At 73.8% G+C, this 16,599-nt stretch carries 19 protein-coding genes; 6 read left to right on the top strand and 13 right to left on the bottom strand.

Annotated elements, in window-relative coordinates:
* The first annotated feature begins 1 nt into the window (after position 1).
* Positions 2-970, top strand: coding sequence for a 1,4-dihydroxy-2-naphthoyl-CoA synthase (locus JAV76_RS02855; protein WP_198732516.1), 969 nt, complete (start codon positions 2-4; stop codon positions 968-970).
* A gap of 26 nt (positions 971-996) precedes the next feature.
* Here JAV76_RS02855 and JAV76_RS02850 read toward each other — a convergent pair whose 3' ends face one another.
* Together JAV76_RS02850 and JAV76_RS02845 are read right to left on the bottom strand one after the other, a co-directional pair.
* Positions 997-1,230, bottom strand: a complete 234-nt coding sequence (locus JAV76_RS02850; protein ID WP_198732515.1) for a hypothetical protein — start codon at positions 1,228-1,230, stop codon at positions 997-999.
* 228 nt (positions 1,231-1,458) lie between these two features.
* The gene (locus JAV76_RS02845) at positions 1,459-2,565 is read right to left on the bottom strand and encodes a DUF3048 domain-containing protein (protein WP_307843956.1); all 1,107 of its coding nucleotides are present in this window, start codon (positions 2,563-2,565) and stop codon (positions 1,459-1,461) included.
* 86 nt (positions 2,566-2,651) lie between these two features.
* Between JAV76_RS02845 and menE the strand changes: the two genes are divergently transcribed.
* Positions 2,652-3,752 (top strand): o-succinylbenzoate--CoA ligase, encoded by a 1,101-nt coding sequence (menE, locus tag JAV76_RS02840; protein ID WP_198732514.1) that lies wholly within the window; start codon positions 2,652-2,654, stop codon positions 3,750-3,752.
* Between the two features lie 89 nt (positions 3,753-3,841).
* A complete protein-coding gene (locus JAV76_RS02835) occupies positions 3,842-4,711 on the top strand; it encodes a 1,4-dihydroxy-2-naphthoate polyprenyltransferase (RefSeq protein WP_198732513.1) in 870 nt (289 codons plus the stop codon).
* Here the strand turns inward: JAV76_RS02835 and JAV76_RS02830 are convergent.
* Positions 4,685-5,014 (bottom strand): DUF4229 domain-containing protein, encoded by a 330-nt coding sequence (locus JAV76_RS02830; RefSeq protein WP_198732512.1) that lies wholly within the window; start codon positions 5,012-5,014, stop codon positions 4,685-4,687. The two genes, JAV76_RS02835 and JAV76_RS02830, sit on opposite strands and share 27 nt — an antisense overlap.
* Positions 5,015-5,044: 30 nt before the next feature.
* Here JAV76_RS02830 and JAV76_RS02825 point away from each other — a divergent pair, with 30 nt between their 5' ends.
* Complete coding sequence (locus tag JAV76_RS02825; protein WP_198732511.1) at positions 5,045-5,539, top strand: PLD nuclease N-terminal domain-containing protein; 495 nt, start codon at positions 5,045-5,047, stop codon at positions 5,537-5,539.
* A 4-nt stretch (positions 5,540-5,543) separates the two neighbouring features.
* Here JAV76_RS02825 and ccsB read toward each other — a convergent pair whose 3' ends face one another.
* From ccsB to JAV76_RS02795, 6 genes are all read right to left on the bottom strand, one after another.
* Positions 5,544-6,596 carry a c-type cytochrome biogenesis protein CcsB gene (ccsB, locus tag JAV76_RS02820; RefSeq protein ID WP_198732510.1) on the bottom strand — a complete coding sequence of 351 codons (1,053 nt, stop codon included), beginning with the start codon at positions 6,594-6,596 and terminating at the stop codon, positions 5,544-5,546.
* A complete protein-coding gene (gene resB / locus JAV76_RS02815) occupies positions 6,593-8,362 on the bottom strand; it encodes a cytochrome c biogenesis protein ResB (protein WP_198732509.1) in 1,770 nt (589 codons plus the stop codon). Before resB ends, ccsB begins: the two co-directional genes overlap by 4 nt.
* The gene (locus tag JAV76_RS02810) at positions 8,362-9,108 is read right to left on the bottom strand and encodes a cytochrome c biogenesis CcdA family protein (protein ID WP_198732737.1); all 747 of its coding nucleotides are present in this window, start codon (positions 9,106-9,108) and stop codon (positions 8,362-8,364) included. The genes resB and JAV76_RS02810 overlap by 1 nt, the downstream gene beginning before the upstream one ends.
* Positions 9,109-9,228: 120 nt before the next feature.
* Entirely contained in the window at positions 9,229-9,843 is a 615-nt protein-coding gene (locus JAV76_RS02805; RefSeq protein ID WP_372403004.1) for a TlpA family protein disulfide reductase, read from the bottom strand.
* A gap of 74 nt (positions 9,844-9,917) precedes the next feature.
* A complete protein-coding gene (locus JAV76_RS02800) occupies positions 9,918-10,562 on the bottom strand; it encodes a histidine phosphatase family protein (RefSeq protein ID WP_198732507.1) in 645 nt (214 codons plus the stop codon).
* Between the two features lie 69 nt (positions 10,563-10,631).
* Positions 10,632-11,096: a MarR family winged helix-turn-helix transcriptional regulator gene (locus JAV76_RS02795; protein ID WP_198732506.1), complete on the bottom strand. Its 465-nt coding sequence runs from the start codon at positions 11,094-11,096 to the stop codon at positions 10,632-10,634.
* Positions 11,097-11,311: 215 nt separating this feature from the next.
* Here JAV76_RS02795 and JAV76_RS02790 point away from each other — a divergent pair, with 215 nt between their 5' ends.
* Positions 11,312-11,857 carry a YceI family protein gene (locus JAV76_RS02790; RefSeq protein WP_198732505.1) on the top strand — a complete coding sequence of 182 codons (546 nt, stop codon included), beginning with the start codon at positions 11,312-11,314 and terminating at the stop codon, positions 11,855-11,857.
* 11 nt (positions 11,858-11,868) lie between these two features.
* Here the strand turns inward: JAV76_RS02790 and JAV76_RS02785 are convergent, their stop codons facing one another.
* Entirely contained in the window at positions 11,869-12,546 is a 678-nt protein-coding gene (locus JAV76_RS02785; protein WP_198732736.1) for a redox-sensing transcriptional repressor Rex, read from the bottom strand.
* A 39-nt stretch (positions 12,547-12,585) separates the two neighbouring features.
* Entirely contained in the window at positions 12,586-12,873 is a 288-nt protein-coding gene (locus tag JAV76_RS02780) for a glutaredoxin family protein (protein ID WP_198732504.1), read from the bottom strand.
* A gap of 26 nt (positions 12,874-12,899) precedes the next feature.
* Between JAV76_RS02780 and JAV76_RS02775 the strand changes: the two genes are divergently transcribed.
* Entirely contained in the window at positions 12,900-13,853 is a 954-nt protein-coding gene (locus JAV76_RS02775; protein WP_372403001.1) for an HAD family hydrolase, read from the top strand.
* Between the two features lie 21 nt (positions 13,854-13,874).
* Here the strand turns inward: JAV76_RS02775 and JAV76_RS02770 are convergent, their stop codons facing one another.
* Both JAV76_RS02770 and JAV76_RS02765 read right to left on the bottom strand, forming a co-directional pair.
* Complete coding sequence (locus JAV76_RS02770; protein WP_198732503.1) at positions 13,875-14,633, bottom strand: MIP/aquaporin family protein; 759 nt, start codon at positions 14,631-14,633, stop codon at positions 13,875-13,877.
* A 7-nt stretch (positions 14,634-14,640) separates the two neighbouring features.
* Positions 14,641-16,599 carry a glycoside hydrolase family 127 protein gene (locus JAV76_RS02765; protein WP_230401777.1) on the bottom strand — a complete coding sequence of 653 codons (1,959 nt, stop codon included), beginning with the start codon at positions 16,597-16,599 and terminating at the stop codon, positions 14,641-14,643.

Here is a 16,599-nt window from a genome sequence, read left to right as displayed (position 1 = left end):
GGTGAGCGACCTCCCCGAGACCGTGTCCGAGACCTTCGACCCGCGCCGGTGGCGCACCGTCAGCGGGTTCGAGGACCTCACCGACATCACGTACCACCGCGGCGTGGACCGCACGGGCGACGGGGTGGAGCGCGACCTGCCCGTCGTGCGCGTCGCGTTCGACCGGCCGGAGGTGCGCAACGCCTTCCGGCCCCACACGGTGGACGAGCTCTACCGCGTCCTCGACCACGCGCGCATGACGTCGGACGTCGCGACCGTCCTCCTCACGGGGAACGGCCCCAGCGCCAAGGACGGGGGCTGGGCGTTCTGCTCGGGCGGGGACCAGCGGATCCGCGGCCGCGACGGGTACCGGTACACGACCGGCGACCCGACGGCTCCGGAGGGGCAGGCGGCCGACGCGATCGACCCCGCGCAGGCCGGCCGGCTGCACATCCTCGAGGTGCAGCGCCTCATCCGCACCATGCCGAAGGTGGTGGTGGCGGTGGTCAACGGGTGGGCCGCCGGTGGAGGGCACTCGCTGCACGTCGTGGCGGACCTCTCGATCGCGTCGCGCGAGCACGGCCGGTTCAAGCAGACCGACGCGAACGTCGGCTCGTTCGACGGCGGCTACGGCTCCGCGCTGTTCGCCCGCCAGGTGGGGCAGAAGCGCGCCCGCGAGGTGTTCTTCCTCGCCCGCGAGTACTCCGCGCAGGACGCCTACGAGTGGGGCGCCGTGAACGAGGTCGCGGACCACGCCGACCTCGAGGACCTCGCCCTCGAGTACGCCCGGACCGTCGCGACCAAGTCGCCGCAGGCGATCCGGATGCTCAAGTTCGCCTTCAACCTCGCCGACGACGGTCTCGCGGGGCAGCAGGTGTTCGCCGGGGAGGCGACCCGTCTGGCGTACATGACGGACGAGGCCGTCGAGGGGCGTGACGCGTTCCTCGAGCGCCGGGACCCCGACTGGTCGCCCTTCCCCCGCTACTTCTGACGGGGCTCGGCCGGGGGCGGCTCCGATCACTCGCCGGCGAGGAGCCCTCCGACGAGCTCGACGACCTCGCGGCCGAAGACGGCCGCCCCGAGGGCGAGCGCGACGAGCGCGCCGAAGGCGATGAGGACGGGGACGACGGACGCGGCGCGGCTGGGCTCGGCCTGGGCGTCGTAGGACGTGACCTGCTGGGAGGTCACGCTGCGCGGGGTGGCCGGGCCGACGAGCCTGACCGGGGTGCTGTGGTGGATGACTGTTGCCATACCTCCAGGGTGCCTGGACATGCCCGTCCCGCACGTCGGGCCAGCGGTGGGTCCTGGCGGTGCGCGGCCTCCCCCCTGGGGTGGAGCCCCTCGTCATCGGGTCAGCCCTGCGGAGGAGGGCGCGTCGTGCCGGTCCTGGCAGGGACCCTTTTCACCCCGAGCCCGCCCAGATCGTTACCTTGCCGTGGTCGCCCCGTGACCTTCGTGTGATCTGGCGGGGCGGGCGCGTCACCGGGTCGTGTACGAGCCCGACCCCGTCGGTACGAGTTCCACCCACGTGTTGCCCGGCGCGAGCTTCACGGGCTGCCCCGCCGCATCCGTGAGCGCCACCGGGCTCGCCGCGTCGGGCTTGCTCCACGACACGGTCACGCCCTTGCCGCCCGAGAGCACCAGCGCCTCTCCCGACCCGATCATCTGGGTCTCCGGGACCCGCGCGCCCGCCGGGTCCGTGTACTGCGTGTCGTAGAGCTCGACGCGCAGCACCACGACGTTCGTCGCCGCCAGCCGCGTCCCGCTCGCGGCCACCGCCGGGGTGCCGCTCTCGCTGCGCTGGTAGGCGGCGGTCGCCTCGTCCCACGACCAGGAGGGCTTCGAGTACGACGACATCGAGATGTCGACGCCCGAGACCGGGCTCCCCGCCACAGCGGGCGTCGAGCGCGCCGCGTCCCGGGCGAAGACGAACTGCGCCCCTGGCGTGGCACGGCCCGCCTCGGCCTGCGACAGGAACGTCTGGGTGGTGCCGTAGACGTTGTGCGGGGCACGACGGGCGGAGACACGGTAGAACCCCGACGCCCCCTCGTCGTGGCTCACCACCTGCAGCCCGGCGTCGCGCACCGACTGCACGAAGGGCGGCGTCCCGCCCGAGAAGACGACGAGCCCACCGAGGGGGGCAGCGATCCCCGCGTCCATGGGCCGCACCGAGCGGATGGGCCCGACCGTCTCGGGGAGCTGCGAGTGGTAGACCGCCACGTACCGCGTGACTCCCCCCTCGACGATCTCCTCCCACACGACGTCCGCCTGCTCCAGCCCCGTCTGCGGGCGGGCCTCACGGGAGTTCTCCACCTTGACGGCCAGCGCGGGACGGTCGACGATCTCGCCGGACTGCACGCCGGTCAGCGCCCACGTGGGCGGCACGACCGGTTCCGGCGGCGCGACCTTGGCGGCCTGCGCCTCGGCGGTCACCGTCTCGGTGGGCGTCACCACGGGGTCGGGGTCGCCGGAGCACGCACCGAGCACCAGGGCCGGGGCGAGGACGAGCACGAGGGCGCCCGCTCGGCGGACCCCGCGTCGGGGGCGGGGGCGGCCGACGACCGGGCCACGGGTTCGGGGGTGCACGGCTGGTTCTCCTCGGGACGCGCTCGGACCACGGACGGACCGCGGCGGTGTCCCGATCACTGTAGGCACGCCCCTACCCTGGGGAGGTGAGCGGCACACCCACAGGACCGGATGAGATCGTGGCCCTCCTCCGTGGCGGTCGTCACGTCACCACCGGGGCGCACGTCGTGCTGCCCACCTCCGGCTCCACCGGGAAGGCTCGTCACGTCCGGCTCCCCGTCGAGGCCCTGCGCGCGTCCGGCGAGGCCACCGCCGCGCGCCTCGGCGGGCACGGTCGGTGGGTCCTCGCCCTCCCGACCACCCACGTCGCCGGACTCCAGGTGATCGCCCGCTGCGCGATCGCCGGGACCACGCCCGTCGTCGTGGACCTCGCGGAGGGCTTCCGGCCCGACGCGTTCGCCGCCGCCTGCGCGAGCCTCTCCGGGCGGCGCACCTACACGTCGCTGGTCCCGACACAGCTGCACCGTCTCCTCGACGACGCTGCCACGGGCACCGGCGCCGGTCTCGCCGCGGCGGGCCGGCTCGACGCCGTGCTCGTCGGCGGCGCGGCCGCGTCCTCCGCGCTCCTCGACGCCGCCCGGGCCGCGGGCGTCCGGGTCGTCACCACGTACGGGATGACCGAGACCGCCGGGGGCTGCGTCTACGACGGGGTCCCCCTCGACGGCGTCGACGTCCGGGTCCGCGACGGCCGGGTGGAGATCGCCGGCCCCGTCCTCGCCGACGGCTACGTCGACGACCCCGTCGCCACCGCCGCGGCGTTCGTGGTCGACGACGGGACACGGTGGTTGCGCACCCAGGACCTCGGTGAGGTCACCGTCACCGACGGGCGCCCTCACCTGCGCGTCCTCGGGCGCGCCGACGACGTGGTCGTCACCGGCGGCGTGAACGTCGCCCCGGCCGCCGTCGAACGCCTTCTCGGCGGGTGGGGCGGGCTCGCGGAGGTCTGCGTCGTCGGCCTCCCGAGCGAGCGGTGGGGCGCCGAGGTCGCGGCGGTCGCGACCCTCTCCCCCGGTGCGACGGCCCCCCTCCTCACCGACCTCCGGGACCACGTGACCACCCACCTCGGGCGCCCGGCGGCGCCCCGGGAGCTCGTCGTCGTCCCCGCCCTCCCGCTGCGCGGCCCCGGCAAGGTCGACCGCCGGGCGGCCGCGGACCTCGCGGCCGCGCGGCTCGGGCCGCGCCACTGAGCCGCCCGTCACGCTTCCCTGCCACGTCGAGCGCGTCGGCGCAGGGCTGGCAGACTGGTCCCCCGACCGACCACACCGAACGGAGCCCCATGGCCACGACGTCCGAGTGGGTGGCCGGGGCCCGCCCCCGCACCCTCCCCGCTGCCGCGACCCCCGTCCTCGTGGGCTCGGGCGCGGCCGCCCAGGTGGGCGGCTTCGAGCTCGTCCCCGCTCTCCTGGCGCTCGCCGTCGCGCTCGCCCTCCAGGTGGGCGTCAACTACGCCAACGACTACTCCGACGGGGTCCGCGGCACCGACCTCGACCGGGTGGGCCCCTTGCGTCTCACCGCGTCCGGGACCGCCCCCGCGCGCGCCGTCAAGGGCGCAGCGTTCGCCGCGTTCGGCGTCGGGTCGCTCGCCGGGCTCGTGCTCGTCCTCGTGAGCGGCCACTGGTGGCTGCTGGCCGTCGGGGTCCTCGCCGTCGTCGCCGCATGGACGTACACGGGCGGGTCTAACCCGTACGGCTACCGGGGCCTCGGCGAGGTCGGCGTCTTCGTCTTCTTCGGTCTCGTCGCGGTCCTCGGCACCACGTACACCCAGGTGGACCGCGTGACGTGGCCCGCCGTGCTGGGCGCGGTGGGTGTGGGCCTCATCGCGTGCGCCCTGCTCATGGTGAACAACATCCGTGACATCCCCACCGACGCCGAGGTCGGCAAGCGCACCCTCGCCGTCCGCCTGGGGGACCACAGGGCCCGACGGACCTTCCTCGCGCTCGTCTGGCTGCCCCTGCTCCTCGGGGCGCTGTGTGCGTTCTGGAACCCCTGGACGGTCATCGTCCTGGGGCTCGCGCTGCCGGCCGTGCTCCTGAGCATCCCGGTCGTCGCGGGGGCCCGGGGAAGGCTCCTCGTGCCGGTGCTCGCCGCGACCGGTCTCTACGAGCTGTCCTACGGCGCGCTACTCGCGCTCGGGCTCGCCATCTGACGACGCCGACGGGCCCCGCTTCCCCGAGACCGGGCCGGTCGGCTCCCGGTCGAACGCCGCGTCCTCCGCCGACTCGTCGGCGTCGACCGCGCGGGCACGCGCTCCCGCGCGCTGCTCCCGGCGCACCGCGAGGTACTCGGCGGCCGCGGCCCGAGGGCGGACCAGCAGGAGGTAGGACAGCATGAGCGCCACCAGGGCGGAGACGAGCACGAGCGGCCACGTCCGGAACCCCACCGCGTAGAGCACGGCTCCCACGAGCACGAGGAGGACGAGGCGGAGCGCGGAGTAGAGGACGAAGGGCACCTCCTCAGCGTAAACGCTTACGCTGTAGAGATGCTCCGCGTCCTCGCCGTCCTCACCGCCTTCGCCCTCCTCGTCTACGCGTTCTCGGACTTCGCGACCAGCGACTCGCGCGACCGCGGTGACATCCCCCGCTGGTTGTGGCTGGTGATCATCGTGCTGCTGCCCTACTTCGGGCCGATCGCCTGGATCGTCTTCTCGCGCTCACGCCGAGCCCAGGCCGCCGGCGGGACCGCCACCGGACCAGCGCGTCGCGGGATGCCGGGAGCAGGGAGGGCACGGCGTCGACCGAGCGGCCCCGTCGCCCCCGACGACGACCCCGACTTCCTGTGGCGGCTCGAGCGTGAGCAGCGACGCAACGGGACGCCGGGCGCCACGGGCGCGAAGCCGGGCGCGACCGGCCCCGCCGACCCGAGCACGCCGCCGGACGACACCGCTGGGACGACGGGCGACCAGGACGACCCTGAGGACGACGACCCCCGCCGTGATGGGGCGCCCGGCCGCGGGGACGGTGCGCCGCCGGTCTGACCGGTCAGATGCCCGGTCGGTCCGGGACGTCGGCGTACGAGTGCAACCCCTCGAAGAGGATGTTCACGGCCGTGAAGTTGAACAGGACGCACGCGTAGCCGGCGAGCACGAAGTACGCGGCACGACGCCCCGACCAGCCGCGCGTCGTGCGGGCGTGGAGGTAGGCGGCGTAGACGACCCACACGACGAAGCTCCAGACCTCCTTGGGGTCCCACCCCCACGGACGTCCCCAGGCGCCGTCGGCCCAGATCGCCCCGCCGATGATGGTGAAGGTCCACAGGACGAACCCGACCGCGTTGATGCGGAAGCTCAAGGCCTCGAGGGCCACCGGGTTGGGGATGGCGTCGAGGAACTTCCAGTCGAGCCACCGCCACGCGGCGACGGTGCGGCCGCGGACCACCGTGCCCTCGCCGTGCAGGAGGGTCGAGCCGCCGTCGCGGGAGTCGCGCAGCAGCTGCAGCGCGCTCACTGCGAACGCGATCGTGAAGACGCCCGTCGCGCCGACCGCGACGCCCACGTGGATCACGAGCCAGTAGCTGTTCAGGGCCGGCTGCACCCCGTCGGCGACGACGTGCAGCGACGTGATCGACACCATGAGGAACGTCACGACGAGGAACGAGACGAGCACGCCGAGGAACCGGACGTCCAGCCGGAGCTGGATGACGAGGAACACGGCGACGGCGACGAACGTGCCGGTGAGCCAGAACTCGTACATGTTGGCCCACGGGACGCGTCCCGCGGCCACCCCGCGCAGCACGACGGCGCCCAGGTGGATCAGGGCGCCCGCCCACATGGTCGCCATGGCGATGCCGAGGGGCGTCGTGCGTCGGCCGGTCCCGGCACGGGCCACGACGGGGCTCTGCCGCTCCGCCCTCGCGGGGCGCGCCGCGGGGGCGCCCGCACCCACGGCGAGCGCGGCCTCGGTGCGGCGGTCCGCGTTGCGGCGCCCCACCGCGTCGGACACGCGTGACAGGTCGATCGCGAACGCGATCATCGCGATCGTGTAGGCGGTCGCGGCCCCCCACACGAGGGTGTCGCTGATCTCACCGATGGTCATCGGTCGGCCTTTCCGGTGGAGGGTCCTGGGTGGTCCTGCGTGGGGTCGTGCGGTGGGGTGCCCTCGCTCTCGTCCTCGGGCGGCTCGGGCGGCGCGTCGTGCGCCGGCGCCCCCGGGAGCGCGGCGACGAGGGCGTCGACCTCTCCCTGCAGGCCGGAGTCGTCGCCCCGGGCGAGCCCGGCGACCTCGACGACGGTCCGTGGCGTCGCCCCGTCGTCGGCGGAGTCCGTACGGGCCCGCACCCAGACGCGGCGGCGCGGCGTGAAGAGGGACACGCTCACGCCGAGGAGCGCGCCGAGGGCGAAGACGAGGACCCAGACGAGCGTGGGGTCGTGCCGCAGGTCGAGCGCCACGAAGCGGGGCAGCGCGGAGAACTCGAGGGTGCCGAGGTCGTCGGGGAGGTCGACGGTCTCCCCGGGCGCGACGAGCAGGGTGACGGGGCTCCCGTCCTCCTCGACGGCCTGGGTCATGCCGTCGGTCTCCAGGCGGTACACGTTCTGCGGGACGCCGTCGTCGAGGCCGAGGTCGCCGGAGTAGACGGTGAGGACCAGCAACGGGTTGAACGGCTGGGGGAACACCGAGCGCGCCCCACCGTCGGAGACCTCCGCCGTCGGCAGGAAGTACCCGACGAGGCCGATCTGCTCGCCGGTGGACACGTCGGGGACCTTGATGACGCCCTGCGACGTGTACACGTCGTCCTCGGGGAGGAACGGGACGGGACCCGAGAACGCGATCTCCCCCGCGGCGTCACGGACGGTGACGTCCGGAGCGAACCCGTTGCCCTGGAGGTACACCTTGGCGCCCGCCTCGCTCAACGGGTGGTTCACCTTGATGGTCTCCTGGCGGGTGCTCCCGTCGCTCCCCCGGACGGTGACGTACGCCGCGAAGTCCTGCGCCTTGGCGTCGCTCACCCGGAACTCGGACTCGAAACGGTCGAGCGTCATGGAGAACGGTTCGAGGGCGCCGTCGTCGAAGAGCGCACCGCTCTCGAACGTGTCGTAGTCGACGACGGCGTTGGCGAACCCTCGCCCCTCCGTGACGATCGCCTGTCCGCGGTACTCGAGCAGCTGCCCGGTGCCGAAGGACACGAGCAGGCCCAGCAGCGACATGTGGAACAGGAGGTTCCCGGACTCGCGCAGGTACCCGCGCTCGGCACTCACCGTCCTGGCCCCGTCGGCCTCGGTGCCGGTGACGACGCGGAACCGCGGCAGGCCCGGGACGCGGCCGCGGAGCGTCCGGGCGGCCACGTCGACGATCTCGTCCGGGGAGGCGGCGTCGGTGGTCCAGCCGTCGACGACGGGGAAGCGGGCGAACCGGCGCGGCGTGCGCGGCGGCGCGGAGCGCAGCGCCCGCAGGTGCGCGGCGGTGCGCGGCAGGATGCAGCCGACGAGCGAGACGAAGAGGAGGATGTAGACCGCGGAGAACCACACCGACGCGTAGACGTCGAAGAAGCCGAGGCGCTCGAGCCACTCCCCCGCCGTGGGGTGGTCGGCGATGAGCTGGGCGACGTCGGCAGGGCTCTGGCTCTGCTGGGGGAAGACCGACCCGGGGACGGCCGCCACCGCGAGGAGCGTGAGGAGCATGAGCGCGACGCGCATCGAGGTGAGCTGCCGCCACGCGAAGCGCAGCAGCCCCACGGCACCGATCTGGGGTGCGGCGACCTGCCCGGAGGCGCCGTCGCGCGGGTCGGCCCCTCCCGGCTGGGCGTCGGTGAAGGAGTCGTCGATCCCGTCGGGCCGGTAGCCGCCGTCCCGTCGGCGGGCCATCAGATGACCGTCTCGGTGCTCGTCACCAGGCCCTGGAGCGCACGGCTCCACTCGCCCCAGAGACCGGAGACGAGGGCGAGACCGATGAGGACCAGCAGCGCCCCGCCCGCCCGCATGACGGCGAGGCGGTGCTTGCGGAGGACACCGAGCGCCCGTGCGGAGGACTGCAGCCCGAGCGCGATGAGGACGAACGGCAGGCCGAGGCCGAGGCAGTAGGCCGCCGCGAGCACACCGCCGCGGGCCGCGGATCCCTCGCCGAGCGCGAGAGCGTTGATCGCGACGAGGGTGGGACCGAGGCACGGCGTCCACCCGAGCCCGAAGACGACGCCGAGAACGGGCGCTCCCCAGATGCTGGCCGTCGGGCTCGCGTGGAGGCGACGCTCGCGCTGGAGGAACGGGACGGCGCCGATGAACGCGAAGCCCATGAGGACGACGACGACCCCGAGCACCCTCGTGATCGGGTCCTCCCACCGGGTGAGGACGGATCCGAGGCTGCCGCTGAGCACGCCGAGCGACACGAAGACGACCGTGAAGCCGAGGATGAAGAGGGACACCCCGAGGAGCACCCGTGCGCGGCCGGCGGACTTCCCGGGGGCGTTGCCCGACCGCCCTGCGCCCACGCCGCCGGCGTTCGCCGCGGACAGACCGCTGAGGTAACCCAGGTACCCGGGCACGAGCGGGAGCACGCACGGGGACGCGAACGACACGAGGCCGGCGAGGAGCGCGACGGGGATCGCGAGGAGCATGGAGCCGCTGAATGCCGTCGACGCGAAGGTCTCGCCGATCCCGGCGAGGACCTGGACGTCCCCGGGCGTGACGGGGGCGCTCCCTGCGAGGAGGGGTGCGGTGGAGAGGTGGGTCACGGGTCAGCCGTCGCTCTCGGCGAGGACGTCGGCGACGAGGCCGTCGAGCGTCGACGCGTCGACCTGCCCGAGCACCCGTGCGGCGACGCGACCCTCGAGGTCGAGGACGACGGTGGTGGGGACGGCCTGGACGGGCACGACACCCTGGAGGGTGGCCATGACGGAGCCGTCCGTGTCGGCGATGGACGGCCAGGTCACGTCGTGCTCGCGCTCGAAGGCGAGCGCGGCCCCGGCGTCGTCGGTGCCGTTGATGCCGACGAACCGCACGCCGTCGTCCGCACGGCCCGTCGCGACCTCGAGGAGGTCAGGGGCCTCGGCCCGGCAGGGCGGGCAGGCGGCGTACCAGGTGTTGAGGACGACGACGGAGCCGCCCGCCCCGGTGTCCACGGGGTTGCCCTCGAAGTCCTCGCCGACCAGGCGCACGGGCTCCCCGCGGTCGTCGACCGCCCAGGTGCGCAGGCTGCCGTCGCCCGACTGGTAGCCCTGCCCGACGACGTCGTCGGGCGAGGTGCTGCCGGACTCCGCGGCGCACCCGGCGAGCAGGAGCCCGCCGAGGACGAGCCCGACCAGGGGGCCCGAGGTGGAACGGGAGGCGCGGCGGGTGGAGGCAGGAGGCACGGCTCCACTATCCCCGATCGGACTGGGAGATGACTGGGAGGGCATGGTCCCGGCGTGTGTGACGTGCGCGACGCTCAGGCGCCGGAGACCTGGCTGGCTCCGGGCAGCAGGTCCGCGGCGGGCTCGGTGTAGTGGAGCCCGACGAGGCGTTCACCCACGAACCGCAGCGAGGTCAGCGACGCGAGCGAGCACTGGCGGTTGCGGGGGTCGTGCCACAGCCGCTTGTTCTCGAACGCCTGACGGGCGATCCAGATGGGCAGCTGGTGACTCACGAGGACGGCCTCGTGGCCCTCCGCCTGCTCGCGGGCCGAGTGCACGGCCGCGTGCATGCGGGCGACCTGCGCCGTGTACGCCTCGCCCCACGACGGGCGGAAGGGGTTGAGGAGGAAGGGCCAGTGCTGCGGGTGGCGCAGCGACCCGTCCCCCACCCCGAAGGTCTTGCCCTCGAAGTGGTTCCCGGCCTCGATGAGCCGCTCGTCGGTGCCGAGCTCGAGCCCGAGCCTGCCCGCCAGCGGGGTCGCGGTCTCCTGCGCCCGTTGGAGGGGCGAGGCCGTGACGACGGTGATGTCGTGGTCGCCCCCGGAGAGGTGCTCGGCGACCCGCTCGGCCATGCGGTGACCGAGCTCGGAGAGGTGGTACCCGGGGATCCGGCCGTAGAGGATCTTGTCAGGGTTGAAGACCTCGCCGTGGCGCACGAGGTGGACTGTGGTGGCGACCATGCGCCCAGTGTCGCAAACTTCTCCGCCCGTCCGGGCATCGGCGTGCCCGACGCGGCGCGTCCGCGCCCGTCAGCGGCAGGCGTCCGCGACCCTCTGCATGGCCTCGCCGAGGTTCTTCAGCTGCTGCGGGGTGAGGACGTCCACGAGGTGACGACGGACGGAGCGCACGTGGCTGGGTGCGGCCTCGACGAGGTGCGCGCGCCCGGTGTCGGTGAGGGTGCAGTTCACACCGCGGCCGTCGACGGCGCAGGACTCCCGGACGACGAGGCCGCGCTCCTCCATGCGGCGCACCGTGTGGGTGATCCTGCTGCGCGAGTGGGCCAGGCTGTCGGCGAGCTGCGACATGCGCAGGCTGTCCGTGGGGCTCTCGGAGAGGCGGACGAGAACCTCGTACTCGTTGAGCGAGAGCTCGGAGTCGATCTCGAGGTCCTTGTTGAGCGCCTCGCTGAGCCGTGCGGTGCCCTCGAGGAAGGCGCGCCAGCTGGCCTGCTCCTGGTCGGAGAGCCAGAGCGCCTCGGTCGTCTGTGCGGTCATCGTGCAGTTCCCCCCTGCGTGGGTGCCGTCCGTGCGCGTCACCCTGATAGACGGACCTTATCCTGCCGCCGCTCCCGGGGTGCGAGAAGAAGCCGGGAGATCCAGACTGTGGACGCCCCCTTGCGCTCTCCCACGAACCTATAGTAGAACATTCAACTATTGAAGGTGAGAACGCTTCGCCGGACCGCACCGACCACCCGACCCGAGGAGACACCATGACCGCACTGCCCACCGGCCTCGTCACCGGCACCTACACCGTCGACCCCACCCACACCTCCGCGAGCTTCACCGTCCGCCACGCGGGCATCTCGAAGGTCCGCGGCACCCTTGCCGTCGTCTCCGGCTCCCTCGTCGTCGGCGAGAGCATCGAGGACTCCTCCGTGAGCGCCGAGATCGACGCCGCCTCCGTGAGCACCGGGAACCCGGACCGCGACGCCCACCTCACCAGCGCCGACTTCTGGGACGCCGAGAAGAACCCGGTCTGGTCCTTCAGCTCGACCTCCGTCGCCGCCGACGGCGACGACTTCGCCGTCACGGGCGACCTCACCATCAACGGCGTCACCCGCTCCGTCGTCCTCCTCACCGAGTTCGCCGGCATCGCGACCGACCCGTTCGGCAACTCGCGCGCCGGCTTCGAGGCGTCCACCGAGATCTCCCGCAAGGACTTCGACCTCACGTGGAACGCGGCCCTGGAGACCGGCGGCGTGCTCGTCGGCGACAAGGTGAAGATCGAGCTCGACATCTCCGCCATCAAGGCCTGACACCGCAGCCGTCACGGGCCCGGGACGCCACCGCGTCCCGGGCCCGTCGCGCCCGTGGCCGGACGAGCCGCACGCGCCGCACGGGCCCTGGCGTGGAAGGCGAGGATCTGCAGCTCGGACGCCAGGTCCACGGACCGCAGCACCACCCCGGGCGGCACCTGCAGGGCGCACGGCGCGAAGCTGAGGATCTCCCGGACGCCCGCAGCCACCACCGCGTCGCACACGCCCTGCGCCGCCGCCGCCGGCGTCGCCACCACCGCGATCGACACCCCCCGGGCAGCGACCACGCGACCCAGGTCGGCCACGTCGTCCACCGCCACGCCACCCACGACGGTGCCCACCACGGCCGGGTCCGCGTCGAGCAGCGCCGACACCACGAAGCCTCGCGATGCGAACCCCGCCGACCGGGCCAGCGCACGCCCCAGGTTCCCCACGCCCACGATGGCCAGGGCAGAGCGCTCCCCCACCCCCAGCGCCGCACCCACGAGGTCGCGCAACCGCACCACGTCGTAGCCGACGCCCCGCGTGCCGTGCGAGCCCAGGTGGCTGAGGTCCTTGCGCAGCTGCGCCGGGCCCACGCCCGCGAGGTCCGCGAGCTCCGCCGACGACGCACCCCGCACCCCCGACGCGGCCAGGTCGTCCAGGACCCTCAGGTACACCGGGAGGCGAGCCACGCTCGCCGGGGGCATGTCCCTGCCGGTGCCGACCACGCCGTCCCCCGTCCGCGCTCAGCGCGCGAGCGCGCGCACCAGGCGCTCCCCGTCGATGCGCCAGAACCCCTGTTGTACACCGTCCACCTCGACCACGGGGACGTACTCGCCGTACCGTTCGCGCAACGCCTGCGTCGAGTCGACGTCCACCACGGCCCAGCTCTCCCCCACCGCCGCGCACACCCGCTCGACGACCGCCAGCGCCTCCTCGCACAGGTGGCACCCCTCGCGAGAGTAGAGGACGGTCCGCGCCGTCGCGTCGTCCTCCGTCACCTCGGCGTCTACCACCCGTCCGTCACCGTTCATGGGACCAACGGTAGGGGCTGGTTACAGTGGTGACCGTGCGCAACGACGAACCGGAGACAGGATCCCCCGAGGCCGTGGCGGATGTCGCCGCCGCGCGGCTCGCCACGGACGGACCGTCGGAGCGCCGGCCGGACGCCGCGACCGCCGGACCCGTCGAGCCCACGCCCGAGGAACCGGCTGCCGGCCTGTCCCCCGTCGCCGCGTTCTTCGACGTCGACAACACGATCATCCGCGGGGCCAGCTCCTTCCACCTCGCCATGGGCCTCTACCGGCGCGGCTTCTTCCGCAAGCGTGACATCGTCAACTTCTTCTTCCAGCAGGCCCGGTACCTCGCGTTCGGCGAGAGCCGCCAGCAGATCGACGAGGTGCGCTCACGCGCCCTGCACCTCATGACCGGCCACTCGGTCGCCGAGGTCGTCGCCATCGGCGAGGAGGTGTACGACCAGGTCCTCGCCCTCCGGATCTTCCCCGGGACCCAACGGCTCCTCGACGCGCACCTCTCCGCCGGCCACCAGGTGTGGCTCGTCACCGCCACGCCCGTCGAGATCGGTGACCTCATCGCCCGGCGACTCGGCGCCGACGGTGCTCTCGGGACGGTCGCGGAGCACGACGACGGCTTCTACACCGGACGCCTCGTGGGAGACATGATGCACGGGCAGGCGAAGGCGGACGCGGTCCTTGCGCTCGCGGAGCGGCTCGGGCTCGACCTCGCCGCGTCGTCCGCCTACGGCGACTCCATGAACGACGTGCCGCTCCTGTCCACGGTGGGCAACCCCTGCCCCATCAACCCCGACCCCAGGCTCCGGCGGCACGCGAAGACCGTGGGCTGGCCGGTGCGCGAGTTCCGCGGTCGTCGGCGTGCGGCCAAGCGCGGCCTGAAGACCGCGAGCTGGGCCGGCGTCGCCTGGGCGGGCGGTCTCGTCGCGCGGTCCGCGGCGCGGTCGGCGACCCGGACGCTGCGCCGGCGGTTCGGCGCCTGACACCTTGCGCCCGCTGACGCCTCAACCGCCCACGGCCCCCAGTGCGTGCGCGGCCAGCCCGCCCAGGACACCGCCGGCGACGGGCCCGACGACGGGCACCCAGGCGTAGGCCCAGTCGCTGGGCCCCTTGCCCGCGATGGGCAGCACCGCGTGGGCGAGACGGCCCGCGAGGTCGCGGGCCGGGTTGATCGCCCACCCCGTGGTCCCCCCGAGCCCCAACCCGACAGCGAGGACGACGAGCGCCGAGGCGAGCGGCCCCAGCTCGGTGGGCGTGCGGGCCAGGACGAGGAGCACGAGCACGAGCACGAACGTCGCGACCCCCTCGCCGAGGACGTTCGACGGACCGGACCGGACGGCAGGTGCTGTCGCCAGGGCACCGAGCGTCTCTCGCGGCTCGGGGTGCCGGTCGAAGTGCGGCCGGTACACCGCCCAGGCCGCGACCGCCCCGGCGAACGCTCCCCCGAGCTCGGCGACGAGATACGCCAGGACGGTCACGAGGCTCACCGGGATCCCGGGGGCGAGCTCGGTGGGCCCACCCGGCAGGAGGCTCTGCGCCGTGATGGCGAGCGTCACGGCCGGGTTGAGGTGCGCGCCCGACGGGTGCGCCACGTACACGCCGGCGAACACCCCGAGGCTCCACCCGAGGGCCACCATGAGGTAGCCACCACCTCGCCCGAACGTGTCGGTGAGCGTCGCGTTCGCGGACACCCCCACTCCGAGGAGGAGCAGGACGGCCGTCCCTGCCCCCTCGGAGGCGAGAACGGTGACGACGGGGTCCACGGTGGCGCTACGCGGTGGAGCCTGGGTGCACGACGGGAACCCAGACGCGCATCGGGCCGGTCTCCCGGTTCCCCCAGTCCGCGTAGGGGACGGCGGTCACGGTGACGTCATCGAGCAGCGGGGTCGCAGCGTCCTGCCCGACGAGGGTGTAGAGCGCCCCCGGACCGTCCGCCGGGGCGGCGATCGCGCCGGCAGCGCGCACCGTCGGCAGCCCGCCGGGGGCGGGCTCCCCGAGGTCGAGGGGTCCGTCGAGACGCAGTCGCAGGTCCTCGACCGGGACGTCCTCGTGGTCCGCCTGCTCGAGGCAGTACACGACCGGCCCGCGGGTGATGGCCACGCACCCGCGGACGGCGTCCACGCGGGGGTGCGCCACGACGAGGTCCACGGGCATGGGCAGGACGAGGCGGACCTCGCCGAACCCCGCGTCGACCGTGACGTAGCCGTCGGGCCCACGGACCGCGTCGGAGGGTGTGCCGTCGACGGTGAGCGTCCAGTCCCGGGCCCAGGCCGGCACGCGCAGCGCGAGGTGGGTGCCGGGGCGGAGCTCGCCGTCGAGGACGACGTGCACGTCGCCGTCCTGCGGGTAGGCGGTGCGCACGACGAGGTGACCGGTGCCGAGATGCGCGGGCACGTCGATCCGCGCGGCGCCGTAGAGGTGCACGGACAGCGTGTCCGCGGACGACGTCGCGACGTATTCCGCGAGGGACGCCACGAGCCGCGCGATGTTCGGCGGGCAGCACGCGCAGCGGTACCAGGGGGTCCGGCGCGAGGGGGCGTTCTCCTCCTCGCGGTGCCCGGCCCGCAGGTGCAGGGGGTTGGAGTAGAAGAAGGCCGTGCCGTCCTGGGAGAGCGAGGACCTGATGGAGTTGTGCAGGGCACGTTCCATCGCGTCCGCGTACCGGGCGTCCCGGTCCACGAGGAGCATCCGCCAGCTCCATTGCACGTCCGCGATCGACGCGCACGTCTCCGCGTACGCACGGTCCGGCGGGAGCTCGTACGCGTCGCCGAACGACTCGTCGAAGTGCCGCGAGCCCATGGCGCCAGTGACGTACATCTTCTCGTGGTGCGCGGTCTCCCACTGGCCGACCATCGCCTCGAGGAGCGTGCGGTCGCCGCGCTCGGTGTAGAGGTCGGTGACGCCCGCGTCGAGGTAGAGCTGGCGGACGGCGTGGCCCGTGGCCTCCGTGGAGTCGCGGACCGGGGCGTGGTCCTGAAAGTAGTGGGGACCGAGGCGGTCCGGCCCGAGGCCGCCCCGCCCGCGGGCCTCGATCATCTGCTCCGCGAGGTCGAGGTAGGCCTGCTCGCCCGTGTGCCGGTAGAGCTCGACGAGCGCGGTCTCCGCCTCCGGGTGCCCGTCGACGTCGGGCACGCCGCGCTCGGCGGCGCGCCGGACGAGGAGGTCGGCGGTGCGTCGGGCGATGACGAGGAGGTCGCCGCGTCCCGCGCGGCTCAGCGCGACCGCGGCCTGGATCATGTGCCCGGCGCAGTAGAGCTCGTGCCCCCAGCGCAGGTCGGCGAACCGCTCGCGGGGCTCACCGGGCCCGCCCGTCCCCTGGAAGTGGGAGTCGAGGTACCCGTCGTCGTCCTGGACCTCCTCGAGGAGGGCGACCGTCGCGGCGAGGAACTCGTCGAAGTCCCGGGTGCCGGTGCGGGCGATCTCCCACCCGATCGCCTCGAGGAGCTTGTGCACGTCGGAGTCGGCGAAGTGGTAGCCGGTGAAGTCGCCGTCGGCGCGTCCGACCACCCGGCGGAGGTTGTCGAGCGTCCCCGACTCCTCGAGCATGCGCATGCTGTGCGGGATGGTCGCGGTCGCGTTGAGGTCCTGCCAGCGGCCGAGGTACCCCTCGGGGTCGAGGCGCACCGACCTGCCGGGCAGGGGGACCTCGGCGAGGAGGTCCGTGCGTCGGGGTGCGACGGGGCCCGCCGCGGTGACGGGACGGGGGTCGGTGGTGTTCGTGGGACGCAT

The sequence above is a fragment of the Sanguibacter suaedae genome (assembly GCF_016342785.1).
GTDB classification, from domain to species: domain Bacteria; phylum Actinomycetota; class Actinomycetes; order Actinomycetales; family Cellulomonadaceae; genus Sanguibacter; species Sanguibacter suaedae.
Note: the sequence above shows the minus strand (reverse complement) of the source record. Positions and strands in the feature narration are given on the sequence as shown.